The 23383-nt window shown below is 70.2% G+C and carries 24 protein-coding genes; 17 read left to right on the top strand and 7 right to left on the bottom strand.

Annotated elements, in window-relative coordinates; translation table 11 throughout:
- Positions 1 to 32 precede the first annotated feature (32 nt).
- The 9 genes from ABE85_RS20910 (at position 33) to ppk2 (ending at position 6004) form a co-directional block, all read left to right on the top strand.
- On the top strand, positions 33 to 503 hold the full coding sequence (locus ABE85_RS20910; protein ID WP_231993147.1) for an excinuclease ATPase subunit: 471 nt from the start codon (positions 33 to 35) through the stop codon (positions 501 to 503).
- A gap of 86 nt (positions 504 to 589) precedes the next feature.
- Positions 590 to 1012, top strand: a complete 423-nt coding sequence (locus ABE85_RS20905; protein WP_067279149.1) for a hypothetical protein — start codon at positions 590 to 592, stop codon at positions 1010 to 1012.
- Between the two features lie 20 nt (positions 1013 to 1032).
- Positions 1033 to 1620 (top strand): hypothetical protein, encoded by a 588-nt coding sequence (locus ABE85_RS20900; RefSeq protein ID WP_067279147.1) that lies wholly within the window; start codon positions 1033 to 1035, stop codon positions 1618 to 1620.
- Between the two features lie 29 nt (positions 1621 to 1649).
- Entirely contained in the window at positions 1650 to 2375 is a 726-nt protein-coding gene (locus ABE85_RS20895) for a 4'-phosphopantetheinyl transferase superfamily protein (RefSeq protein ID WP_067279145.1), read from the top strand.
- A gap of 10 nt (positions 2376 to 2385) precedes the next feature.
- The gene (locus ABE85_RS20890) at positions 2386 to 3072 is read left to right on the top strand and encodes a CsgG/HfaB family protein (RefSeq protein ID WP_067279143.1); all 687 of its coding nucleotides are present in this window, start codon (positions 2386 to 2388) and stop codon (positions 3070 to 3072) included.
- 14 nt (positions 3073 to 3086) lie between these two features.
- Positions 3087 to 3536: a DUF4810 domain-containing protein gene (locus ABE85_RS20885; protein WP_231993146.1), complete on the top strand. Its 450-nt coding sequence runs from the start codon at positions 3087 to 3089 to the stop codon at positions 3534 to 3536.
- A 19-nt stretch (positions 3537 to 3555) separates the two neighbouring features.
- On the top strand, positions 3556 to 4227 hold the full coding sequence (locus ABE85_RS20880) for a DUF799 domain-containing protein (RefSeq protein ID WP_082938811.1): 672 nt from the start codon (positions 3556 to 3558) through the stop codon (positions 4225 to 4227).
- A gap of 9 nt (positions 4228 to 4236) precedes the next feature.
- Entirely contained in the window at positions 4237 to 5082 is an 846-nt protein-coding gene (locus ABE85_RS20875; protein WP_067279141.1) for a D-hexose-6-phosphate mutarotase, read from the top strand.
- A 73-nt stretch (positions 5083 to 5155) separates the two neighbouring features.
- Positions 5156 to 6004: a polyphosphate kinase 2 gene (ppk2, locus tag ABE85_RS20870; protein WP_082938810.1), complete on the top strand. Its 849-nt coding sequence runs from the start codon at positions 5156 to 5158 to the stop codon at positions 6002 to 6004.
- An 85-nt stretch (positions 6005 to 6089) separates the two neighbouring features.
- Here ppk2 and ABE85_RS20865 read toward each other — a convergent pair whose 3' ends face one another.
- From ABE85_RS20865 to ABE85_RS20855, 3 genes are read right to left on the bottom strand one after another with little or no spacing between them, the layout of a single operon-like run.
- Positions 6090 to 6638, bottom strand: a complete 549-nt coding sequence (locus tag ABE85_RS20865; RefSeq protein WP_067279139.1) for a TPM domain-containing protein — start codon at positions 6636 to 6638, stop codon at positions 6090 to 6092.
- Entirely contained in the window at positions 6638 to 7603 is a 966-nt protein-coding gene (locus ABE85_RS20860; protein ID WP_067279137.1) for a YgcG family protein, read from the bottom strand. The genes ABE85_RS20865 and ABE85_RS20860 overlap by 1 nt, the downstream gene beginning before the upstream one ends.
- Positions 7604 to 7613: 10 nt before the next feature.
- Positions 7614 to 8243 carry a LemA family protein gene (locus tag ABE85_RS20855; RefSeq protein WP_067283243.1) on the bottom strand — a complete coding sequence of 210 codons (630 nt, stop codon included), beginning with the start codon at positions 8241 to 8243 and terminating at the stop codon, positions 7614 to 7616.
- A gap of 171 nt (positions 8244 to 8414) precedes the next feature.
- Here ABE85_RS20855 and hemE point away from each other — a divergent pair, with 171 nt between their 5' ends.
- Entirely contained in the window at positions 8415 to 9509 is a 1095-nt protein-coding gene (gene hemE, locus ABE85_RS20850; protein ID WP_067279136.1) for a uroporphyrinogen decarboxylase, read from the top strand.
- Between the two features lie 318 nt (positions 9510 to 9827).
- Complete coding sequence (locus ABE85_RS20845) at positions 9828 to 11978, top strand: primosomal protein N' (RefSeq protein WP_067279135.1); 2151 nt, start codon at positions 9828 to 9830, stop codon at positions 11976 to 11978.
- Positions 11979 to 11987: 9 nt separating this feature from the next.
- Here ABE85_RS20845 and ABE85_RS20840 read toward each other — a convergent pair whose 3' ends face one another.
- Together ABE85_RS20840 and ABE85_RS20835 are read right to left on the bottom strand one after the other, a co-directional pair.
- Complete coding sequence (locus ABE85_RS20840; protein ID WP_067283241.1) at positions 11988 to 12707, bottom strand: response regulator; 720 nt, start codon at positions 12705 to 12707, stop codon at positions 11988 to 11990.
- Positions 12708 to 12723: 16 nt separating this feature from the next.
- Positions 12724 to 13371, bottom strand: a complete 648-nt coding sequence (locus tag ABE85_RS20835) for a helix-turn-helix domain-containing protein (RefSeq protein ID WP_067279133.1) — start codon at positions 13369 to 13371, stop codon at positions 12724 to 12726.
- A 156-nt stretch (positions 13372 to 13527) separates the two neighbouring features.
- Here ABE85_RS20835 and ABE85_RS20830 point away from each other — a divergent pair, with 156 nt between their 5' ends.
- The 3 genes from ABE85_RS20830 (at position 13528) to ABE85_RS20820 (ending at position 17643) form a co-directional block, all read left to right on the top strand.
- Positions 13528 to 14424, top strand: a complete 897-nt coding sequence (locus ABE85_RS20830) for an ABC transporter substrate-binding protein (RefSeq protein ID WP_231993145.1) — start codon at positions 13528 to 13530, stop codon at positions 14422 to 14424.
- 15 nt (positions 14425 to 14439) lie between these two features.
- Positions 14440 to 16626 (top strand): ATP-binding protein, encoded by a 2187-nt coding sequence (locus tag ABE85_RS20825; RefSeq protein WP_067279131.1) that lies wholly within the window; start codon positions 14440 to 14442, stop codon positions 16624 to 16626.
- A gap of 126 nt (positions 16627 to 16752) precedes the next feature.
- Complete coding sequence (locus ABE85_RS20820) at positions 16753 to 17643, top strand: neutral zinc metallopeptidase (RefSeq protein WP_067279129.1); 891 nt, start codon at positions 16753 to 16755, stop codon at positions 17641 to 17643.
- A gap of 8 nt (positions 17644 to 17651) precedes the next feature.
- Here ABE85_RS20820 and ABE85_RS20815 read toward each other — a convergent pair whose 3' ends face one another.
- Positions 17652 to 20198 (bottom strand): S9 family peptidase, encoded by a 2547-nt coding sequence (locus ABE85_RS20815; protein ID WP_157522704.1) that lies wholly within the window; start codon positions 20196 to 20198, stop codon positions 17652 to 17654.
- A gap of 35 nt (positions 20199 to 20233) precedes the next feature.
- On the opposite strand from ABE85_RS20815, the gene ABE85_RS20810 reads away from it, so the two are divergent.
- The 3 genes from ABE85_RS20810 (at position 20234) to ABE85_RS20800 (ending at position 22963) form a co-directional block, all read left to right on the top strand.
- The gene (locus ABE85_RS20810) at positions 20234 to 21316 is read left to right on the top strand and encodes a hypothetical protein (RefSeq protein WP_067279126.1); all 1083 of its coding nucleotides are present in this window, start codon (positions 20234 to 20236) and stop codon (positions 21314 to 21316) included.
- A 297-nt stretch (positions 21317 to 21613) separates the two neighbouring features.
- Positions 21614 to 22093 carry a hypothetical protein gene (locus tag ABE85_RS20805; protein ID WP_157522701.1) on the top strand — a complete coding sequence of 160 codons (480 nt, stop codon included), beginning with the start codon at positions 21614 to 21616 and terminating at the stop codon, positions 22091 to 22093.
- Between the two features lie 60 nt (positions 22094 to 22153).
- Positions 22154 to 22963 carry an ABC transporter substrate-binding protein gene (locus ABE85_RS20800; protein WP_082938807.1) on the top strand — a complete coding sequence of 270 codons (810 nt, stop codon included), beginning with the start codon at positions 22154 to 22156 and terminating at the stop codon, positions 22961 to 22963.
- A 42-nt stretch (positions 22964 to 23005) separates the two neighbouring features.
- Here ABE85_RS20800 and ABE85_RS20795 read toward each other — a convergent pair whose 3' ends face one another.
- A complete protein-coding gene (locus tag ABE85_RS20795) occupies positions 23006 to 23374 on the bottom strand; it encodes a DUF1304 domain-containing protein (RefSeq protein WP_067279120.1) in 369 nt (122 codons plus the stop codon).
- Positions 23375 to 23383: the final 9 nt, after the last annotated feature.

Genomic DNA, 23383 nt, shown 5'->3' with positions numbered 1-23383 from the left:
CGTCCTCAAGACGTCCTCAAGAAAGGGAACCCATGACCACGAAGAACACGTTCGCCCTCGTCCTGAAGCGCTCGCTGGCTGTCGGCGTCGCCGCGCTGGGTCTGGCCGCCGGTGCCGCGCAGGCGCGCGACACGGTGCTCAACATCCCGCTGGCCGACGTGCTGGCCATGCCGGAAGCCCAGGGCAAGCTCGACGGGTCGGTCAAGTTCTTCCTGGCCGGCGCCAAGACGCCGCGCATCGAGAAGCGCATGGGCTCGGACAGCTCCAACCAGAAGACCAACGGCGTCGGCAAGTCCGACGAGTTCGGCTGCAAGTGGGCCGCGCTGAGCGCGCTGATCGCTTTCCAGAACAGCGCCAAGCGCGAAGGCGCCAACGCGGTGGTCGACATGGTCAGCTACTACAAGAAGAACGAGACCCGGAGCGAGACGACCTTCGAATGCCATGCCGGCGCCATGATCATCGGCGTCGCGCTGAAGGGCACCTACGCCAAGATCGCCGAGTAACGGCGAACGGTTTTCCCCCCCGTGTCGCGCAGGACGGCGCGCGCGGGGGGCTGATCCACCCTACCGTCCGAACGAGGGAGTACCGAATGAAGAAGCTGTTGATCTCCGGCCTGATGGCCGCCGCGCTGGGCGTTGCCGCCACCAACGCGCTGGCTGCCCGCAGCCCTGCGCCGCTGCTGGAGCCGGAGCGCGTGACCGTGACCGACGCCGCTGGCAAGGCGCCGGGTGCCGAAGTCCTCAAGGACGCCATCATCCGCGCCGGCGCGAAACGCACCTGGCAGGTCCGCGAAGAGAAGCCCGGCGAAGTGCTGCTGGTGCTGGACAAGCAGAACGGCAAGCACGAGGCGGTCGTCTCCGTGACCTACGACGAAGCGAGCTTCCAGATCAAGTACGTGTCCAGCAGGGATCTGCTGTGGGGCGTCAAGGACGGCGTGACCCAGATCCACCCGCTGTACAACGGCTGGGTGATCAACCTGGGCAAGGACATCCAGGAAGAAGTGCGTCGCTGAACCACGGTCGGAAAACTTTCATGCATCGTCAATTCCTACGCCTGATCGCCGTCGCCGGCCTGGTGACCCTGGCCGCGCTGCAAGGCTGCGCCACGCGGGTCAAGACCACCGAGCGGACCAATCCGCCGCCAGCCGAGGTCTTCGCCGCCTTCGGCCGCATCGAGGTGCTGCCCATCCGTCTGGCCGACGGCGTCACGGCGGACGCCCGCCCGATGGCGCGGCTGCAGACCAACTTCGACAAGAACCTGGTGGGCTCCAAGCGTCTCTGGAACGCAGGCCCGGAGAACGGCCGCACGCTGACGGTCACGCCGGTGATCGAGCAGCTGGAGTTCACCGGGCGTGCGTCCCGCGTGCTGTTCGGTCCGCTCGCCGGCAGCTCGGGCGTGCTGATGCGTCTGAAGATCGCCGACCAGTCGGGACGCGAGATCGCGTCGCCCGTGTTCTTCCAGCGGGCCGAAGCATGGGCGGCGGGCTACACCGTCGGCATTCACGACGACCTGATGCTGACGCGTGTCGCCAACCTGGCCAGCGCCTACCTGCTGGACAACTACAAGGTCGCCCGTGGCGGTCCGACAGGCGCTGACGACCTGGCCATCGCCAACAAGTGACGCGGACATCGGCGGACACCGCGAGCGCCATGTCGCCGCCTGTCCTGCGTCTGGCGCTGACGACGCGGGCCGGCTTGTCCGGCCCGGCGTTGTCCGTTGAAGACCTGCTGCCGGGCGAGCGCGCCCGGCTCGCGGCACGCCGGCACGACGACGCGCGGGAGCGTTTCGTCGACGGACGCCGGTTGCTGAGGCAGCTTGCGTCCGTTCCTCCCGACATCGATGCCCACGGTCGCAGCACGCTGCCGTCCGGGCACATCAATCTGTCCCACAGCGGCGACTGGTTGTTCGCCGGTGCCTCCGCGCGGCCGATCGGCGTCGACCTCGAAGTGCTGCGGCCGCGTCGCGGCGATCTGATCGCGTTGTCGCGGCAGGTGCATGGCGACGCGCAATGCGCGGAGATCGGGCGCCTGCTGGCCGCAGGGCACGACAGCGATGCGCTCGCCGTCTTCTATGGCTGGTGGACGCTCAAGGAAGCGTGGTTGAAGTGCCGCGGACGCGGTCTCGATTTCGCGCTGATGCGCTCGCTCGAATTCCATCCGCAGGACGACACCACCGCGTCCGCCATGTCCGCCACCTCTGCCACGTCCGATGACCGGCCCGCGGACTGCGCCTGCGCCCGTGTGGACGGCCTCGGCCTGATGCTCGCGGTCGTCGTCGATCCCGGTGTCATCGGGAGGGGGCTGCGTTGCGTTGACCTTCCTGCCGCTTTGGCCGGCGAGCCTCTGCGCTGGCGGCTTCTAGAATCCTGCTTTTGAGGGAGTTCCCATGTCATTCCAAGTCCTGGCGCGTGGCGCCACGATCGCACTCGCGCTGACCGCGCTCTTCGGCTGCGCCACCGAGCAGTCCCGCACCATCGAGGTCCCGCGCGCCACCACGCCGGCGCCGGCCCAGTACCAGGGTCAGCGCGCGCCGATCGCGGTGGGCAAGTTCGAGAACCGTTCGAGCTTCATGCGCGGCATGTTCGCCGACGCCATCGATCGCCTGGGCGGCCAGTCCAAGTCCATCCTGATCGCCCACCTGCAGCAGACCAACCGCTTCAACGTGCTGGACCGCGACAACCTCGAAGAGGCGCAGCAGGAAGCCAAGTTCAAGAACAGCACGCTGGCGATCAAGGGCGCGGACTTCCTGGTCACGGGCTCGGTGACGGAGTTCGGCCGCAAGGAAGTCGGCGACCAGCAGCTGTTCGGCGTGCTGGGTCGCGGCAAGAAGCAGATCGCCTACGCCAAGGTGACGCTGAACATCGTGAACAGCCAGACCTCGGAAGTCGTCTACTCCGCGCAGGGCGCCGGCGAGTACGAGCTGTCGACCCGCGAAGTCGTCGGTTTCGGCGGCACCGCCAGCTACGACGCCACGCTCAACGGCAAGGTCCTGGACCTGGCGATCAAGGAGGCCGTCAACACGATGGTCGCCGGCATCGACAACGGCGCCTGGAAGCCGCAAGCGGCGCGCTGAGCAGGAGTCCGCACATGACCCACCGCATGCAACGCGCGCTCCGCGTGGGCGCGCTGGCCGCGCTCGCCCTGCTGATGACCGCCTGCGCCAAGCCGCAGAAGCCGCTGTACCAATGGGGCGGCTATCAGGGCAGCGTCTACCAGTACTTCAAGACCAACGGCACGGCGCCGGGCGACCAGATCACACAGCTGGAATCGCAGCTCATCAAGAACAAGGCCGCCAACGAAGCGACCCCGCCCGGACTGCACGGCCATCTGGCGCTGCTGTACGCGAAGGTCGGCAACGACGACGCCGCGCGCGCGCATCTGGAAGCCGAGCGCGCGCTGTTCCCGGAGTCCGCCGCCTTCGTCGACTTCCTGCTGAAGAAGCCGTCCGAGAAGACCGCAGCGGCCTCCGCCGCCGCCGCCACGGCGTCCGTGCCCATCTCGCCAGCCTCGCCCGCCAAGCCGGCGAGCGGTGTCTGAGCGTCCGGGAGAACCCCTCATGATGAATCCTCTGTCCCTGATCCGCCGCCTGGGCGCTGTGACCGTGCTCGCCGTGCTGGCCGCGCTCACCGGCTGCGCCACGCCCGGCACGCCCTACGACTACACCGCGCTGAAGGAAGCGAAGCCGGCCTCGCTGCTGGTGCTGCCGCCGGTCAACGACACGCCCGACGTGAACGCCACCTACGGCGTGCTGTCCAACCTGTCGATGCCGCTGGCCGAGGCCGGTTACTACGTCCTGCCGGTGACGCTGGTCGACGAGGCCCTGCGCACCAACGGCATCACCACGCCGGTCGACGCGCACAACATCGACCCGGTGAAGCTGCGCCAGATCTTCGGCGCCGATGCCGTGCTGTATGTCGGCGTGAAGCAGTACGGCTCGGTCTACCGGGTGCTGTCCAGCGAGACCGTGGTCGAGGTGCAAGCCCGGCTGGTGGACCTGCGCACGGGCACGCCGCTGTGGGACGGCAAGGCCACGGCCTCCAGCGCCGAGCAGAACAACAACAGCCAGGGCGGACTGGTGGGGCTGCTGGTGAAGGCGCTGGTGGATCAGATCGCCAACAACCTGTCCGATCGCAGCTACCAGATCGCCGGCGTGGCCGGCAATCGTCTGGTCAACGCCCCCAATGGCCTGTTGCCCGGTCCCCGGGCGCGCCCGGCTGTGAAAAACTAGGGGCTTTGCATGACCACTCCGATCGCCATCACCCGCCACCAGGGCCTTGAAGCCCTCGAACTCCGCGCCCCGGGCGGCGCCCGCGCGACGCTGCTGCTGCACGGCGCCCATCTGGTGTCGTGGGTGCCTGCCGGCGCCGACGAGCAGCTGTTCCTGTCTCCGAAGAGCGCCTTCGCCAGCGGCCAGGCGATCCGCGGCGGCGTGCCGGTGATCTTTCCGCAGTTCTCCACCCGCGGTCCGCTGCAGCGCCACGGCTTCGCGCGCGGCAAGCCCTGGCAACTGGTCAGCGCCGAGTCCGGCAAGGAGGACGCGCTCGCCGTCCTGCGCCTGACCGACGACGCCGCCACGCGCATGGTCTGGCCGCATGCCTTCGAGGCCGAGATCAGCATCCGCATCGCCGGCCGCGCGCTCCAGATCGAGCTGGCCTGCGAGAACAAGGGCGAGGCGCCGTTGTCCTTCACCGCCGCGCTGCACACCTACCTGCGGCTGACGCAGATCATGTCGGCCTCGGTGCAAGGCCTGTCCGGCCTGGCCTACTGGGACGCGACCATCGACCGCGCCGGCACCCAGCACGAAGACCTGCTGCGCCTGGACGGCGAGACGGACCGCATCTACCAGGACGCGAAGCACGACCTGACCCTGCGCGACGGCGACCGCCGCCTCGCGATCCGCCAGCAGGGCTTCACCGACGCCGTGGTCTGGAATCCGGGCCAGGCCAAGGGCGACGCGCTGGCCGACATGCCCGAGGGCGGCTGGAAGCAGATGCTGTGCGTCGAGGCCGCGCAGGTGCTCAAGCCGATCGAACTGCCGCCGGGCGAGACCTGGGCGGGGATGCAGACGCTCGAGCTGCTCTGACCCCGTTCCCGCGTTCGCCGCAGCGGCGGCGATGCGCGGTAAGCTGGCCCGTCCTTCACGGCACGGAGACGGCATGGCCGACAAGAAGTCCAAGAACGGTGGCAAGCGCGGCGACGACAAGAGCAGCGACAGGAACGGCAACGGCAAGAACGGCAAGCTCTCGAAGTCGGACTACCTGGAGCGCCTGCAGCCGATGCAGGTCGAGCTCAACAACCTCGGGCGCTGGCTGCAGCACGCGCGCAAGCGGCTGCTGGTGATCGTCGAGGGCCGCGACACGGCGGGAAAGGGCGGCGTCATCAGCGCGATCTCCGAGACGCTGAGCCCGCGCCAGTGCCGCACCGTCGCGCTCGGCAAGCCCAGCGAGCGCGAGCAGGGCGAGTGGTACTTCCAACGCTACATGACGCACCTGCCGTCGGCCGGCGAGATCGTGCTCTTCGATCGCAGCTGGTACAACCGCGCCGGCGTCGAAGCGGTGATGGGCTTCTGCACGCCGCAGCAGACGGACGACTTCCTCAAGCAGGCGCCGGTGCTGGAGCGGCTGCTCGTGGACGACGGCCTGCTGCTGTTCAAGTATTGGCTGACGGTCGACCAGCAGCAGCAGGAAGAGCGCTTCGCCGAACGCGCGGAGGATCCGCTGAAGCAGTGGAAGCTGTCGCCGATCGACCTCGAGGCGAGACAGCATTACGAAGACTACGGCCGTGCGCGCGACCGCATGCTGGCGCACACGCACACGAAGCAGGCGCCTTGGACGCTGGTCGATTTCAACGATCAGCGGCGCGGCCGGCTGACGCTGATCCGCCATCTGCTGGACCATCTGCCGGACGTGACCGTGCCGGCGAAGGAACTGCAGTTCCCGGCGGTGAAGGGCGGGCTGAAGGAAGAGCGGTTCGACTGGAAGCTCAAGCCGATCAAGAGTCTCTGAAGTCGCAAGGCGGCTTAGGCACTTCCACCGCCGCTGGCCCTCACCCCCACCCTCTCCCGCAAGCGGGAGAGGGAGCAAGAGAGCGCTACAGCACGACCACCGCGTCGGGCAGTTCGTTGCGCGGCACCACGCCGGCCTGCGGCGGGAAGTGCTGCGCCAGCAGCGCCTCGACGGCGCGGATCGCTTCCACCAGTCCCTGCTCGAACTGCCTGCCGCGCAGCGACTGCCGCAGCCCGTCGACGATGGGCTGCCACTGCGCCGCGCTGACGCGCTGGTTCAGCCCGCGGTCCGCGACGATCTCGATCGCGTGCTCCGCGAGCAGCAGATAGATGAGCACGCCGTTGTTGTGCTCGGTGTCCCACACGCGCAGCTTGCCGAACAGCGCGAGCGCGCGCTGTCGCGCCGTCAGGCCGCGCCACAGGTAGCTGATCGGCAGGCTGGCCTCGACGCACAGGCGGATCTCGCCGGCGTGGCTCAGTTCGCTCTCGGTGACGCGCGCGGACAGACGCGCGAGCGCCGCCGACGGCAGCACGCGCCGCACGTCGGCCTCGTCCCAGAAACGGTGGCGGAAGAAGCGACCCAGCCGGCTCGTGTCGCCGGCGTGGCGGATGTCGCGGTCGGTGGGTCGGTCCATCACCAGTCTCCCGAAGCGCCGCCGCCGCCGAAGTCGCCACCCCCGCCGGAGGAGAAGCCGCCCCCGTCGCTGCTGCCGCCGCCGCCGTCGCCAAAACTGCCGCCGCCGCCCCAGATGATCGGCGGCGCGATGCCGCCCGATCCATGCGCGCTGCGCCGGTAGCCGCCATACGACGGACTTGCGCTGCGTCGTCGCGCCGCGCCGATGCCGAGCACGCCGACCAGGATCAGCGACGCGACCGCCGCGCCGGCGCCCAGCAGCAGGCTGTTGCTCAGCCTCCAGCCGACGACGCCCGCGCCCGCGCCGGTGAACACGCTGCCGATCTTGCGGCCGAAGATCGAGGTCAGCACCGCGCCCACCAGCGGCACGGCGAGGAACGCGATCATCGCGATCTCGCCGATGTCGATGTTGTGCCCGCCGCCGGACTTCGACGTCCGCGGCGTCGGCGCCGGCGCCGGCAGATGCTCGCCGCGAATGCGCGCCTGCAGCGAATCGATCGCGCGGTTCAGTCCGCCGGCATAGTCGCCGGCCTTGAACGCGGGCGTGATGTCGCGCTCGATGATCTGCCGCGCGGCAAGGTCGGGCACCGCGCCCTCCAGCGCCTTGGCCGTCTGGATGTTGATGCGCCGGTCGTCCTTGGCGACGATGACCAGCAGCCCGTCACCGACGTCGCGGCGGCCGATCTTCCACTGGTCGCCGAGACGTTGCGCGAACGCGGCGATGTCCTCCGGCGCGGTCGTGCGCACCATCAGCACCACGATCTGCGGGCCGGCCTCGCGCTCGAAGGCGGCGAGCTTCGCGTCCAGCGCCTCGCGCTGCGCGGCGTTCAGCGTGCCGGTCTGGTCGATGACGCGACCGCTGAGCGGCGGAATCGGCTGGACGTCCTGCGCGCGCGCCCGCGGCAGCATGCCGAGGCTCATCAGCAGGCCGAAGAAGACCAGCGCCAGGAGTCGGACAGCCCGCATGCGCGGGGCCTCAGTTCGACGCGGGCGAGGCCGCCGGTGCGGGTGCCGGCGTGGTCGTGGCCGGCTTGTCGAAGCTCACCGTCGGCGGCGCGGAGATCGCGGCCTCGTTCTGCACGGTGAAGTTGGGCTTGGTGTCGTAGCCGAAGATCTTCGCCGTCAGGTTGGACGGGAAGCGGCGGGTCAGCACGTTGTATTCCTGCACCGACTTGATGTAACGGTTGCGAGCAACGGTGATGCGGTTCTCCGTGCCCTCGAGCTGCACGCGCAGGTCACGGAAGCCCTGGTTGGCCTGCAGCTGCGGGTAGCGTTCGCTGACGACCATCAGCCGGCTCAGCGCGCCGGACAGTTCGCCCTGCGCGGCCTGGAACTTCTGAAGCGCCGCCGGGTCCCGCGCCAGTTCAGGCGTGACCTGGATGCTGGTGGCCTTGGCGCGTGCTTCGACGACCTTGGTCAGCGTGTCCTGCTCGAAGCTGGCCTCGCCCTTCACCGTGTTGACGATGTTCGGGATCAGGTCGCTGCGGCGCTGGTACTGGCTGAGCACCTCGGACCAGCTGGCGTTGACCTGCTCGTCCAGGCTCTGGAATTCGTTGTAGCCGCAGCCGGTGAGCGCCATCGGCGCGCCCACGATCAGCGCGGCCATCGCGGTGGCGCGCAGCGCCGTGCGGACGGTGCCGGAAACAGCGCCGGAAATGGCGGCGGACGGACGGGACAGGGTCGAAGTCATCAGCGGATCCTCCTTGTGCGCAGCGGCATATCGTGTGCCGGGTCCCGGAATTCAAGGGCAGGGTGGCCCGAGCATAATCCCCTCCCCATGAGCGCCCCCCTTCTGAACGACGTCTTCCTGCGCGCCTGCCTGCGCGAGCCCACCGAGTACACCCCCGTCTGGCTGATGCGTCAGGCCGGCCGCTACCTGCCCGAGTACCGCGACACCCGCGCGAAGGCCGGCAGCTTCATGGGCCTGGCCACCAACAAGGATTACGCGACGGAGGTGACCCTCCAGCCGCTGGAGCGCTACCCGCTGGACGCCGCCATCCTGTTCAGCGACATCCTGACCGTGCCGGACGCGATGGGCCTGGGCCTGTCGTTCGCGCAGGGCGAGGGCCCGAAGTTCGAGAAGGTCGTCCGTGACGAGGCCGCCGTGAACGCGCTGGCCGTGCCCGACATGGACAAGCTGCGCTACGTCTTCGACGCGGTGACCTCCATCCGCGGCGCGCTGAACGGCCGCGTGCCGCTGATCGGTTTCTCCGGCAGCCCGTGGACGCTGGCCTGCTACATGGTCGAGGGCGGCGGCTCCGACGACTATCGCCACGTCAAGAGCCTGATGTACGCGCGTCCCGACCTGATGCACCGCATCCTGTCGATCAACGCCGACGCGGTCGCGGCCTACCTCAACGCGCAGATCGAGGCCGGCGCGCAGGCGGTGATGGTGTTCGACTCCTGGGGCGGCGTGCTGGCCGACGGCCAGTTCCAGCAGTTCAGCCTGGCGTATTCGCGCCGCGTGCTGTCGCAGCTCAAGGGTGAACACGACGGCCGCCGCATTCCCAAGCTGCTGTTCACCAAGGGCGGCGGACTGTGGCTCGATGAAATCGCCACGGCCGGCGCCGACGTCGTGGGCCTGGACTGGACGGTGAACCTCGGCCGCGCGCGGGCGCAGCTGCAGGACCGCGTCGCGCTGCAGGGCAACCTCGATCCGAACGTGCTGTTCGCGCCGCCGGCCGCGGTGCGCGAGCAGGCGCGCGCGGTGCTCGACAGCTTCGGCGCGCCGCAACGCGCGGACGGCGGCTGGGGCGGACACGTGTTCAACCTGGGCCACGGCATCAGCCAGTTCACGCCGCCGGAAAGCGTGTCCGAACTGGTCGACGAAGTGCATATGCATTCGCGCAAACTGCGCAAGGGCTCGGCGTAGTTATCCCCAAATCCGTGCATGTCACCGAAACGCAGCACATGCGGGGCATCTGAGCTAGGGCTTTCCCCGATGGGCGCGTAAGTCGTTGATTTCAAAGGGAGCTCGGCGTTTCCCCGGAATTTGACGCCGCAGAGCCGCCGCGGCGGCAATCGCGGCAGCCCCTGAAAAGCCGGGGCGTTTCCCACAAAGTTATCCACAGGCTTCAGCCCCCGTTGTGAACACCCTTGGAAATCAGGCACTTGGCGCGTTTTCCTCATGGCCGGTGGAGGCCGGAGGGGACGCCGCGAGCGCCGCTGTCCGGCGCGAGGGGCGGGGACGATGAGCGAGGGTCCATCCCTTCGACGCGTTCGGGTGGCCGTGGAGGCGCCGCAGCACAGCGGGCTGACCGGACCGCTGGATTACCTCGGCCCGCAAGACTTGACCCCCGGCACGCTGGTGCATGTGACGCTGGGCCGTCGCGACGTGATGGGACTGGTCTGGGACGACCTGCCCGAGGGCCAGGACTTGCCCGAGGACGGGCAGTTGCCGGAATCCGAGCTGCGTCCGGTGGGCGAGGCGCTCGATGCGCTGCCGCCCTTGTCGGACCGCTGGCGTCGGCTGCTCGACTTCGCGGCGCAGTACTACCAGCGCAGCGTCGGTGAGCTGGCGCTGGCGGTGCTGCCGCCGCAACTGCGGGACCTCGACGCGAAGCAGCTGCAGGCGCGGCTGAAGAAACTGGACAAGGCCGATGCGGCAGCGGCGAAGGCCGCGGCTGAGATCGACGCTGCTGTCGCCGCCGCCGCCGCCGAGGTTGCGGACGGGACGCTGGCCGATCCGCTGCAGCGCCCCGCGTTGACTGCTCAGCAGCAGGCGGCACTGGATGCGCTGGCGGAGCAGGCGAACCGCGAGACGCCGCCGCCCGCGTTGTTGTGGGGGCTCACCGGCAGCGGCAAGACCGAGATCTACCTGCGCGCCGCCGAGGCCGCGCTCGAACGCGGGCAGCAGGTGCTCGTGCTGGTGCCCGAGATCAACCTGACGCCGCAGCTCGAGGCGCGTTTCGCCGAGCGTTTCGCGGGTCGTTCCATCGTGTCGCTGCACAGTGCGCTGACGCCGGCGCAGCGCCTGCGCAACTGGCTCGCCGCGCATCTGGGCCGCGCACAGCTGGTGCTGGGCACGCGGCTGGCGGTGTTCGCGTCCATGCCGCGGCTGGGACTGATCGTTGTCGACGAGGAGCACGACCCCTCCTACAAGCAGCAGGACGGCGCGCGCTATTCGGCGCGCGACCTGGCGGTCTATCGCGGCCATCTGGAGAAGGTGCCGGTGGTGCTCGGTTCGGCGACGCCGTCGCTGGAGAGCTGGCAACACGCGCTGGCCGGGCGGTATCGCCGCGTCGACCTCACCGAGCGCATCGGCGGCGGCGCGTTGCCGCGGGTCCGGCTCTTCGACATGAACCGGCTCGAACGCAAGAAAGGCGTGACGACGGCGCTGTCGGTGCCGCTGCTGGACGCGATGCGCAAGCGGCTGGACCGCGGCGAGCAGAGCCTCGTGTTCCTGAACCGCCGCGGCTATGCGCCGGTGCTGCACTGCGACCAGTGCAACTGGAAGAGCGACTGCCCGCATTGCAGCGCGCACCAGGTCTTCCACAAGGAGGACCGGACGCTGCGCTGCCACCACTGCGGCGTGACGACGCGCGTGCCGCGCGCCTGTCCGTCCTGCGGCAATCCGGACATCGCGCCGCTGGGGCGGGGCACGGAGCGGCTCGAGGAGCAGCTCGCGCAGGCGCTGCCCGGCGCGCGCGTGGCGCGCATCGACGCGGACACGACCCGGCTCAAGGGCAGCCTGGAGACGCAGCTCGCGGCCGTGCACGAGGGCGACGTCGACATCCTCGTCGGCACGCAGATGATCGCCAAGGGCCACGACTTCCGACGCATCACGCTGGTCGCCGCGGTGAACCCGGACGGGGCGCTCTTCAGCAGCGATTTCCGCGCGCCGGAGCGGCTCTTCTCGCTGCTGATGCAGGCCGGCGGCCGCGCGGGCCGGGACGCCGCGCAGGCGGCCGCGAGCGAGATGTGGATCCAGACCTGGTACCCCGAGCACGCGCTGTACCAGTCGCTGCAGAAGCACGATTACGAGGCTTTCGCCGGCAGTCAGCTGCATGAGCGGATGACGGCCAACCTGCCGCCGTTCGCGCATCTGGCCCTGGTGCGGGCGGAGGGCCGCACGGTCGAAGCCGCGCGCGATTTCCTCACCGCCGCTCAGGAGGCGGCGCAGACGCTGCCGCTGTCGCTGGGGTTGCTGCTCTATCCGCCGGTGCCGATGGCCATCTCACGTGTCGCCGACAGCGAACGGTTCCAGATGCTGATCGAGGCGGGGAACCGCGCGCAGTTGCAGCGCTTCCTGCGCGCCTGGCTGCCGGAGCTGCATGCGCTCAAGCGTCGTCAGAAGGGCCTGACGCGGTGGGCGGTGGACGTGGATCCGCTGGCGATCTGAGCCGCGGGATCAGAGCAGGCGCGCCAGCGCCTCTTCGAGGACCGGCCACGCGGCGCGCGCGGCGGCGAGGGCCTCCTCGGACCCCGTCGCGGCCTGTTCCGCATCGAGCTCCAGCTGTCGCGCGACTTCCGCCGCCTCCGTGTGCCCCAGCGTCAGCAGCACGCTCTTGAGGCTGTGCGCGAGATGACGCAGCTTCACATGCTCGCCGCGGTCGCAGGCGAGCCGGCCGTTGGCGATGTCCAGCGGGAACTGCACCCGGCAGCGCGCCAGGAAGGCCTGGTACAGCGCGGCATTGCCGCCGAAGTACTGTTCGATGGCGGCCTGGTGGATCGACGGCATCGCGGCCGGCGGCGCCGCGTCGCGCAGGCCGTCCAGGCAGGACTGGAGCTCGCCCAGCGAGCAGGGCTTGGACAGGAAACGCGTCACGCCCAGGGCTTCCAGCTGTTCGCGCACGGCCGGGTTGAGCCCCGCGCTGAACACGGCCAGCCGCGCGTTGCCGCGCAGTCCGGGCCGCTGCTTGAGCGTCTGCAGCAGATCCAGGCCGTGCCGGCCCGGCAGCATCAGGTCGCTGATGACCAGGTCGAAGCTCTGCGTCGCCAGCGCGAGCAGCGCCTCGTCCACGGAGATGCAGGCCTGCAGGCGCACCTCGTCGTCCTCCAGGGCCATGGAGACGAAGCGTTGCAGGGTGATGTCGTCCTCCACCAGGAGGACCCGGACGCGGGACGCCATGATCAACCGGCCGACTTCAACCGGCAAATTGCGGCTGGCGGGCCTGGATGCGCTGGACGGCGGCGGCCAGCAGCGGCGGCAGATCGGTCACGAGACGCGGCTTGTGCACCAGCGGCAGTCCGGCCAGCGCGAACGCGTAAGGCGCGCGCTGCTGCTCGTCGAGCGCGGTGACGAAGATCAGCTCGCTGCTGGCGAACTGCGGCTGCGAACGCAGGCTGGTCACCAGCGCGGCACCGTCGATGCCGGGCAGCAGGATGTCGACCAGCAGGATCTCGGGCTGCAGCTGCCCGTACATGACCAGCCCGCCGATGCCGTCGTTGGCCGTGTGCAGGTCGAGGTCGGGAAACTCCTGCTGCGCCAGCAGCATGACGAGGTTCTGGTAGTGGACCGAGTCCTCGATCAGCAGCGCCTTCAGCCGTGCCGGCACGCCGTCGTTGGGCGACAGGTCGGCCGGCTTGGTCGGCGCCAGGCCGCGGCCGGTCAGCCACGCGTCCAGCGAGGTCCGCAGGATCCGGCGATGCCCGCCCGGCGTGCGCCAGGCCTGCAGCTCACCGCGGTCGACCATGAGTTGCACCGAGCGGACGGCCATGCCGAGGCGCTGCGCCACTTCGCGCGTGCTGAAATCCTCTTGCATGTCGTCGGGTGTACGGGCAATAGCAGTCATGAGTCGATTTTGCCGAATTAACCAAACTTGCAGGTGGGCAATATCCCCATTTATAAGCGATAAAAGTGATATCGGGTGTGACTTCGGTCGAGGGTGGGCCTTCCCTCGCGACCGGGTGGGACGAACTCTGGTGCAATCCCGGGCTGAGGAGATGCGATGACGAAGCGATGGACCGGACAGGCCGCGACGGTCCGGCTGGCCCGCAGGGGCGCGGCCGGCCTGATGCTGGCCCTCCTGATGGCCTCCCTGCTGGCGATGGCGCCGGGGGCCTGGAGCGCCCCGACGGCGGCGTCCGCGCCGACGTCGGTCGCCACAGCCACCGCCACGACCAGTCCGACGCTGCAGCGGATCCTCGCCAACGGCGTGCTCCGCGTCTGCATCTGGCCGGACTACTACGGCATCACCTACCGCCACCCGCGCGACGAGACGCTGAGCGGCATCGACATCGATCTGTCCAATGAGCTGGCCAAGGAACTCGGCGTGCGTCTGCGCTACGTCGAATCCTCGTTCCAGCGCCTGATCCCCGACCTCGAGGCGGAACGCTGCGATGTCGCGATGTTCGCCGTCGCCGTGCTGCCCCAGCGGGCGGTGGCCTTGTCCTTCACGCAGCCCTACCTGCAGAGCGACATCTACGCCATCGCGAGCCGCGCGAGCCGCGTCGTCAAGCGCTGGGAGGACATCGACCAGACGGGCGTGGTGGTCGCCGTCCAGACCGGCACCTCGACGGAGCGGGTGATGCGGGACACGCTCAAGCGGGCGACGCTGCTCGTGGTGCAGCCGCCCGCGACGCGGGAGCGGGAACTGGAGTCCGGCCGCGCCGACGTCTTCATGACCGACTACCCGTACAGCCGACGACTGCTGGACAACGCCGACTGGGCGCAGCTGATCGCGTCGCCCCGACCCTTCCACGTCCTGCCGTATGCCTACGCGATCAAGCGCGGCGATGCGGTGTGGCTGGCGCGGCTGGACGACTTCGTCGCCCGCATCAAGCGCGACGGGCGCCTGCGCGCCGCCGCCGAGCGCCACGGTCTTGGCGCGATCGTCGTGCCCTGAGGCAAAGTCGCAGCAATGCTCGGTCCGGCCGTCCGTTCCCTCCTGCGCCTGCGTCGCGCCACGCTGTGGGCGGGACTGGTCGCGGGCGTCGGGACGCTGGCCGGCCTGATCGGGCCGGCCTGGGTCGGCCGCCAGGAGGCGATCGACGAGGCGCGCGCCCGCGGCGCACTGCTGGCGCAGGTGCTCGAGAGCGACGCGAGCCGCACGATCGAGACGGCCTCGCTGTCCCTGCACGCGATCGGCGACGGGCTGACGCGCACGGTCGCCGACCCGCACGAGGCGCAGCACCTCGAGGAGCATTTCAGCCACGTCCTGGTGGGCCTGCCCTTCATCCGCAGCGTGTCGCTGCTGGACACGCGCGGGCGGGTGCTGATCAGCACCAATGCCGATGAGATCGGCCTGGAGATCCCGCTCGACGACTTCGGCCGCCTGCCGGCGCCGGACCGCGACCTCCTGATGCCGCTGCGGCCGGGACGGGGGCTGGCGGACCTCGCGCGGGGACGCGGCGCACGCGGCTCGCCGGTCGGCATGCTGCCGCTGCTGCTGCAGCTGCCGGCCTTGCCCGACGACCCCGCCGGCAGCGCGTCCGCGCCGACACCGCTGGGCATCTCGCCCGGCACGCGCGAACGCGACCCGCGCTGGCTGCTGGCCCTCATCAACCCGGACGCGCTGACGCAGGTCCAGCAGCGCGCGCTGCCGACGGGCCGGAGCGCCGCGTGGCTCGCCTCGACCGACGGCCAGCTGCTCGCCGCGATGGAGACCTTGCATCAACTGCCGGGGCAGCGGCTGGACGGACATCCGGCCTTCGACGCGCTGCGCCGCGGGCGCGAGCACGACACCTACATCGGCGCCGGCGCGTTGCCGGGCGAGGTCATCGTCGCGTACCGGGCGGCGCCGCGGCGTCCGTTGATCGTCGGCGTCGAGCAGGCTATCGACGAGGTGCTGGCGCGCTGGCACGCGGGGCTGCGATGGCTGCTGCTGATCGGCTCGCTGGCGCTGGCGCTGATCGCGCTGGCGACGATCACGGTGCGGCGCAGCTTGCAGGCGCGGGCGGAGGCGATGGAAGCGCTCGAGGGCGCGCATGAGCAGCTCGCCGATCGCGAGCGCGACATGCGCGTGCTGCTCAAGAGCGTGCAGGAGGTGATCTTCCGGACCAATCCGGCGGGCACGCTGACCTTCGTGAATGCGCGCTGGACGACGCTGCACCGCGGGCGGCCGGACGAAGCGGTCGGGCGCCGGCTCGCGGACCTCGCCGAGCCGGCCGACCGCGACGCGGTGGCCAGCCTGTTCGGCGGCGACGAGGGCGTGCGCAGCGTCGAGGCCACGATCCGCAACGGCGAGGGCGCCCCGCGCCGCTACCAGATCGCGACGGTGCCGCTGCGTCGCGACGGTGAGCTGCTCGGTTACGCCGGCAGCGCGGTCGACATCACCGAGCGCGCCGCCGCCGAGCGGCTGACGCGCCAGGCGCGCGACGCGGCGGAAGAGGCCTCGCGGACGAAGACCGAGTTCCTCGCCAACATCAGCCATGAGTTGCGCACGCCGCTGCAGTCGATCCTCGGGTTCTCCGAGCTCGGCCTCATGCGCAGCGGCGGGCAGGAGCGGCTGCAGGCGATGTTCTCGGACATCCACGGCTCCGGGCAGCGGATGCTGGCGCTGGTCAACGACCTGCTCGACGCGTCCAAGCTGGACGCCGTGGGCGCGCTGGAGTTGCGCGCGGAGGACCTGCGCGAGCCGGTCGATGCCGTGATGCGCGAGCTGGCGCCGCTGACCGCGAAGCGCCAGCTGACGCTGGCCGTCGAGTTGCCCGCGCCGATGCCGGCGCAGGTCGATCCGCCACGCTTCCAGCAGGCGGTGCGCAACGTGCTGGCCAACGCCATCAAGTTCGCGCCGCAGGGCGGCACCATCGAGCTCCGCGGCGGCCGCACGGCCGAGGGCGCCTTGCACCTCTGCGTCGCCGACCGGGGACCGGGCATCCCGGTCGACGAGCTGGAACGGATCTTCGATCCCTTCGTCCAGTCCAGCGCGACCAAGGACGGCTCCGGCGGCACCGGCCTGGGCCTGCCGATCAGCCGGCGGATCGTGGAGATGCACGGCGGCCAGCTTTACGCCGCCAATCGCGAAGGCGGTGGCGCAGAATTCCACCTGATCCTCCCGGCACGCGACACGCCGCAGGCGCGGGACGAGGCGCAGGCGGCAGACTGAGCCTGCGATGTCCCCTGATCGAGGGGACGGGGAGGGCGCTCGGGGCCTCGTCCGACAGCCGCGTCACACGCGCTGTGCCATCCTTGCCGGATGTTCGTGCCCGCGTGAGGGCACCAGGAGCACACCATGAAGTGGGAAGGCAATCGCGAGAGCGACAACGTCGAAGATCTGCGCGGCAGCGGCGGCGGAAGCAGCGGCGGGGGCGGGCTGCCCATCGGCGGACGTGGCATCGGCATCGGCGGCATCGTGGTGGCGCTGCTGGCGTCCTGGGCGTTCGGCATCAATCCGCTGACGGTGCTCAGCGCGCTCGACGGCAGCGCCGTCCAGACCACGCCCGGCCCGGCCCAACGGCCCGTCGAGCACAGCCGTCCCCAGGACACGCCCGCGAAGTTCGTCAGCATCGTGCTCGCCGACACCGAGGACGTCTGGACGCCGCTCTTCAAGGCCGGCGGCAAGACCTACCAGGCGCCGACGCTCACGCTCTTCGAGGGCCAGTCGCGCACGGCCTGCGGGCTCGGACAAGCCGCGATGGGACCGTTCTACTGCCCCGGCGACAGCAAGGTCTACATCGACCTGAGCTTCTATCAGACCCTGCGCGACCGGCTCGGCGCCCCCGGCGACTTCGCCCAGGCCTACGTCATCGCCCACGAGGTCGGACACCACGTCCAGCATCTGCTCGGCATCACCGACAAGGTCGACGCCGCCCGGCGCCGTCAGTCAGAAACCGCCGCCAACGCGACCAGCGTCCGCGTCGAACTCCAGGCCGATTGCTTCGCCGGCGTCTGGGCCCATCATTCGCAGCAGTCGAAGGGCTGGCTGGAAGCCGGCGACATCGACGAGGCGCTCAATGCCGCCGCCAAGATCGGCGACGACACGCTTCAACGCAGCGCCGGCCGCGCGGTCGTGCCGGAGAGCTTCACCCACGGCACCAGCGATCAGCGGCAGCGCTGGTTCAAGCGGGGGATGGCTCAAGGGGACTTGAGGGACTGCGATACGTTCGCGGTGAAACAGCTCTGAGGTCGCGCCTACTGCGACGCACCTGATCCCGCTGCAGGGCGAGGCTTGGCCTCGATCCGCGGATCACCCACGCAGCCCTTCAGCCATTGGCTCATCTCCCATTGCACCTGGCCCGCGGACTCGCGCGAGGTGTAGCCATGGGCCTCGAACGGCAGCAGGACGTAGCGGGCAGTGCCGCCCAGACCCGCCAACGCCTGGTACAGGCGCTCGCTCTGCATCGGGAAGGTGCCGGAGTTGTTGTCCGCGTCGCCATGGATCAGCAGCAGCGGATCCTTGATCTGGTTGGCAAAGAGGAAGGGGGACAGCTTCAGGTACACGTCCTTCGCATCCCAGAGCGAACGGCGCTCGCTCTGGAATCCGAACGGCGTCAGCGTCCTGTTGTAGGCGCCGCTGCGCGCAATGCCGCAGCGGAACAGCTTCGTGTGTGCCATCAGGTTCACCGCCATGAACGCACCGTAGCTGTGACCGCCGATCGCCACGCGCCGCGGATCCACCGTGCCCAGGTCCTCGGCCTTGTCGATGATCGCCCGCGCATTCGCCGTGATCTGCTCGATGAAGCTGTCGTTCATGTTGCGCGAGTCACCCACCACCGGCATCGTCGCGTCCATCAACACCACGTACCCGTCCATCAGCAGGTTCAGCGGGCTGATCCCCGAGAAGCTCATGTACCGGCCCGGCGACCCGCTCAACTGCCCCGCGATCGCCGCGTCGTTGAATTCCAATGGGTAGGCCCACACCAGCGCCGGGCGCTTCTCACCCTCGCGCTGGTCCGGCGGCAGGTACATCCAGAAGGACAGCTCCACGCCATCGTTGCGCTTGAAGCTCACCAGCTCGCGGCGCACGCCCTTCAGCTGCGGCGCCGGATCCTTGATCCGCGTCAGCGGCGTCACCTTGCCGTTCTCGCGCAGCACGAGGTTGGGCGGCTCATGCTCGGTCTCGCGCTGCGTCAGCAGCCGGCGATCCTCGAGCAGCGCCAGGGGCTGCTCGTACACGCCCTCGGCGGACTGGAACAGCCGCTGCACGCTGAGGTCTTTCAGCGACAGCTTGTCCAGGAACGGCCGGTCGCCCTTCGGACCCGCGCCCTGACCCGACAGCAGCAGGTCGCCATTGAGCGTCTGCGCTACCTGGTGGCCGTTGGCCAGCGTGCGCATGAACGGGAAACCGGGGTGCCGGTATCGCTCGCGCACCGAGTGCTCGAACAAGGGCCGGCTCTGCTTGCCGTTGAGCGGCAGCAGGTAGGTCCGCGACCAGCCCCGGCTGCGGTCCTCTTCCGTCAACAGGCCGTGGATGCCGTCGTCGAGGAAGCGCAGCCGCGTGAAGCGGTAGGGCATGCGCTGCACCTCGAAGGGATCGCCGGTGTAGGGCGGATCCAGCCGCATGACGCGATCGCGGAACGCGGCGCGGTTGGCCGGGTTGCCGCCGTCCAGCGCCTCGACCCAGTAGATCGCCGCATCCTTGGTCGGCGACGGATAGAACACGCGCGGTCCCGAGAGCGCGCCGTCGATCGCGACGCCCTGCTTCAGCGGCATCTTGACCAGCTCCCGGATGACCTTGCCGTCGCGCTGGCGGACCTCGACCACGGTCGGGAAATCATCGAAGGTCAGGTTGTAGCTGAACGGCCGAACCAGTCGCTCGGTCAGCAGCGCCTGGCCAGTGCCGACGCTGGAGACGCTGGTGAACAGTCCCGGCGCGCCGATGTCGCGGCTCTGTCCGCTGGCGACATCGATCAGGGTCAGCTGCGAGCGCGCGTAGTGCTCGAACAGGTCCTCGTCGCGCGGGTTGCGCAGCAGGTCCGGATAGGTGCGCTCGGGCGAGGCCTTGCCGTGCGTCTCCTGGATCGCCGGCCCCGACTGCGCCCGGCTGGGCGCGGGGCCGCGATCGTCGGGCACCGTCAGCACGACCGCCTCACGGGCGTTCAGCCAGGCGATGTCGTCGGCATCGACGGCGTTGTTCAGTCGCACGTTGTAGATGCGCCAGAGCTGGCCGTTGGAGGTGGCGCCGGCCCACAGCTCGTCGGCCGTGTCGGTGCGCCGGGACAGCAGGAAGCGCTGCCCGTCCGGCGCCCAGATGAAGTTGTGCCAGGTGCCGCCGGCGGGGAGCTCGACGTCGCGCTCCGTGGCCTCCGGCTCGAGCAGCGTGCGCAGGCGCACGCGCTGCACGGCGAGCAGGTTCTGCTGGCTGGCGTTGCGCGGATCGAAACGCGCGCCGGCCAGGCGCAGTCCCGGCCGCGCCAGTTCCTCGAGCGGCGTGTAGCGGCGCTGCTCGACCAGCGCCAGCGCGGCCCGGTCCGGCGACGGGATGAGCCGCGGCAGCGCCGGCGCGTCCAGCAGGTCGCGGATCGCCTGGGAGGGTTGCTTGTACGGCGCGGGCGCCGCGGCGGCCCACCCGCAGAGCGCCGTCGCGAGCAGGGCGACGGTCGCCCGGCGGATCCACGGACGCGGCGCCGGCGGCGCTGCCAGGGCGCCGATGGCGTCAAGGTCGCCGAAGGCGTCGGAGGCAGGACTGGCACCGACGGACGGACGGCTCACGCCGACAGAGGGGACGCGGGAGGACATGGGGTCGAAGTATCGCTGCGCTAGGATTCGCGCCCATGATCGAGCCCCCCGCCCCGCACGCGCAAGACCGCGCACCGCACGACCCGGCCCCCCGGGCGCCCGCGGTGCTGCCGGCCGTCGGCGAGCGGCTGGGCGTGTGGCGGGTCTCGGCCATGCTCTTCGAGTGCGCTTCCGGCGTGTGGTTCCGCGTCGAGCACGGCAAGGCCGCCGCGCAGACCGGCCTCGCGCTGGTCTACCGCCACGAGTCGGATGCGCAGGCGGTGCTGATGCGCTTCGCGGAGGACTCGGAATCGCTGGCGCGCTTCCAGCATCCGGCCTACGGCGCGCCGCTGGACAGCGGGCTCAGTCCGGCCGGGCTGCCCTACCTCGTGGTGCCGGCGATGGAGGGCGCGCCGCTGCTGCGCGTGGCGATGGCGCTGCCGCTGAAGCGGCGGATGCAGCTGCTGCTGGACCTGATCGCCATGCTGGACGCCGCCCATGACCACGGCCTGGTGCTGCATGAACTGGACCCCGGCACCTTGTGGCTGAGTCCGGCGCAGCAATTGCACTGGCTGGGGCAAGGCCTGACGCCGCGCGACAGCCAGGCCCCCACCGCGCTGGTGCGCGCCGCCGAGCCGCTGGCCAATGCGCGTCAGCGCGCCGGCGGCCGCCCCGACGCCAACAGCGAAACCCATGCGCTGGGACGCCTGCTGGGCATGCTGGTCAACGGCCGCCTGCCGCGTCGCGACGCGACCGAGGACGGCTTCGAGGAAGAGCCCGAACCCGGCGCCACGCCGGTGGCGTCGCTGCAGTCGTGGCTGTCGCTGACGGCCGCGCAACGGGAGAGCCTGGACCAGTTGCTGGACCGGGCCATGATGGACGGGCGCTCGTTCACCGACCGGCAGCTGCTGGCGCAGGCGGTGCGCGACTGGATCGAGGTCGAGCCCGCACCCGCGCCCGCACGTGCCTCATCCGGCTCGCCGTCGGCGCCGATGCCGTTGCTGCCCTCGCCGCCGCCGCTCGAGACGGAGGACCGTCCGGCCTCGTCGCACGCATCGTGGGCGGAACGCCTGGCGGGCATCGCCCTGGTCCTGGCCCTGGCGGCGGTCGTCGCCTGGCTGCTGGTGCGAGGCGGCTGAGCGCGCCACGCCGCAGCGCCTCTCGCGCCGCCATTCATGCGGCCAGTGACGCGACCAGTGACGCGGCCCGTCACGCGCTCTTCCGACCATGAGTCGGCGACCCACCTCGATGCACTAGTTCTCCCGCAGGGGTGAGGCAGAGCCCGTCGGAAACCCCCCTGCGAATCGACAACTTCGCGCTTCCGACCGACTCGTAAGAGTCACGCATCGATCGATGAAGGCGGATTGTCCGAGTGGGGGTCGCCTGCCTACGATCGTCCTTCTGTCGCCCTGGGTGGCGACGCGAGGAGGATGTGCGTGAGTTTCGAAATTCGGCCGATGTCCGCGGCGGACTGGCGCAACTGCTGGCGGGACTCGGTCACCGATCCCGAGTGTTCGCCGTGGCTGCGGGGCGTGCTGGAGAGTTGCATCGACGGCAAGAACGCACATTGGATGCGGCTGTCCGTGCGCTGGGCCGTGGACGGGGGAACGGGCGACTACCTGGTCCGCCTGCCGTCGCTGATCGGACGCCAGATCGCCGACCAGTTCTGCGCCCGCGTCGGTGACCGGCTCTACGGCTTGTGCGGGCTGGGCATCGGGGACGCGAAGGTGTTCTTCGCCGGCGGCTCCTCGCCGTCCTACGAGACGATGGGACAGGTCCATGCGACGCTCGCGGCGGCGTTCGCGGTCCATGGTTCACACGGCGAGGACATCGGCCGCGATCCCATCCGCACACCGATCTTCATCCCCGGCGCGCTGGTGCCCGAGGACCTCGCCGCGGAGACACGCGGGCCCTGAAGCGAGGGTCTGCGCCACCCCGCGTCGCGGGGCTGCGCGACGACGGAGCGCACGCCTATCATGGGCACTCCCATGGACGCCTTCCGCCGACACCTGCTCCGTGATGCCGCGCTCGGCGCGATGGCCGTCGGCATGACGGGCGCGATGGGGAGGGTCGGCGCGACGCGGCCCCGCTCGGCGCAGGTGCACATCGCGGGGACGACCTTCGCGCGGCTCTTCGAGCCCGCGGCCGACGGCGGCAAGCCGCGCGGTCTGGCCGTCGACCTGCTCGACGCGATCCTGATCCCCGCCGGCCACCAGCCGCGCTACGAGTTCTATCCCTGGCTGCGGGCGCAGGCCATGATCGAGCACGGTCCGGCGCAGATCCTCGTCGGTCCGTACCGCACGCCGGAGCGCGAGCGCCTGATGCGTTTCTCCCGCCAGGCCTTCTACGAGGACGCGCTGGTGTTCTACGCGCGCCGCCGCGAGGAAGGGCTCTGGTGGGGCGACTTCCAGGCGCTGGTGCCGCTGAGGATCGGCGCGGTGCAGGGCTGGGTCTACGGCGACCGCTTCGAGCAGGCGCGCCGGGGCTTGAACGTGACCGCCGTGCGGGACCTGGCCACCGCGCTGCGCATGCTGCAGCTCAACCGGCTGGACCTGATCGCGGCCAACCAGCGCAACTCGGAGCCGGTGATCGAGCAACTGGCGCTGACGGATCAGATCGCGCTGTGCACCCCGCCGTTCGCGCAGCTGCGCGGCCACTTCGCCTTCAGCCGCGACGCGGCGGGCGAGCCCTGGTCGGCGCTGATCGACGCCGGCATGCAACGCCTGCGCGCCAGCGGCGAGCTGCAGCAGATGGCGGCCCGGCGCGGCGTCGCGGTGCCGGACTGAACGCCTCGCTTGAAGCGGACCGCAGACCGCGGTCCGAGCGCTTCAGCTCAGCAGCAGGAGGGCGAGACCGATCGCCGCCGGGATGGCCTGGATGAAGAGGATCTTGCGGCTGGCCGTCGCGGCGCCGTACAGACCCGCCACCAGCACGCAGGCCAGGAAGAAGACCTTCACCGGACCGCCCGCCGCGCCCAGCGCCAGACCCCAGATCAGGCCGGCCGCGAGGAAGCCGTTGTACAGCCCCTGGTTGGCGGCGAGGACCTTGCTCGCCTCGGCGAACTCCTGGGTCAGTCCGAAGGCCTTGCGACCCTTGGGCGTGGTCCAGAGGAACATCTCCAGGATGAGGATGTAGACGTGGATCAGCGCCACGAGGGCGACGACGACATTGGCGGCTAGGGTGAGTGTTGTGTTCATGGTTCGCAC

Source organism: Mitsuaria sp. 7 (assembly GCF_001653795.1).
GTDB lineage: Bacteria > Pseudomonadota > Gammaproteobacteria > Burkholderiales > Burkholderiaceae_C > Roseateles.
The sequence above is the reverse complement of the archived record's forward strand: the minus strand, read 5'-3'. Positions and strand labels throughout refer to the sequence as shown.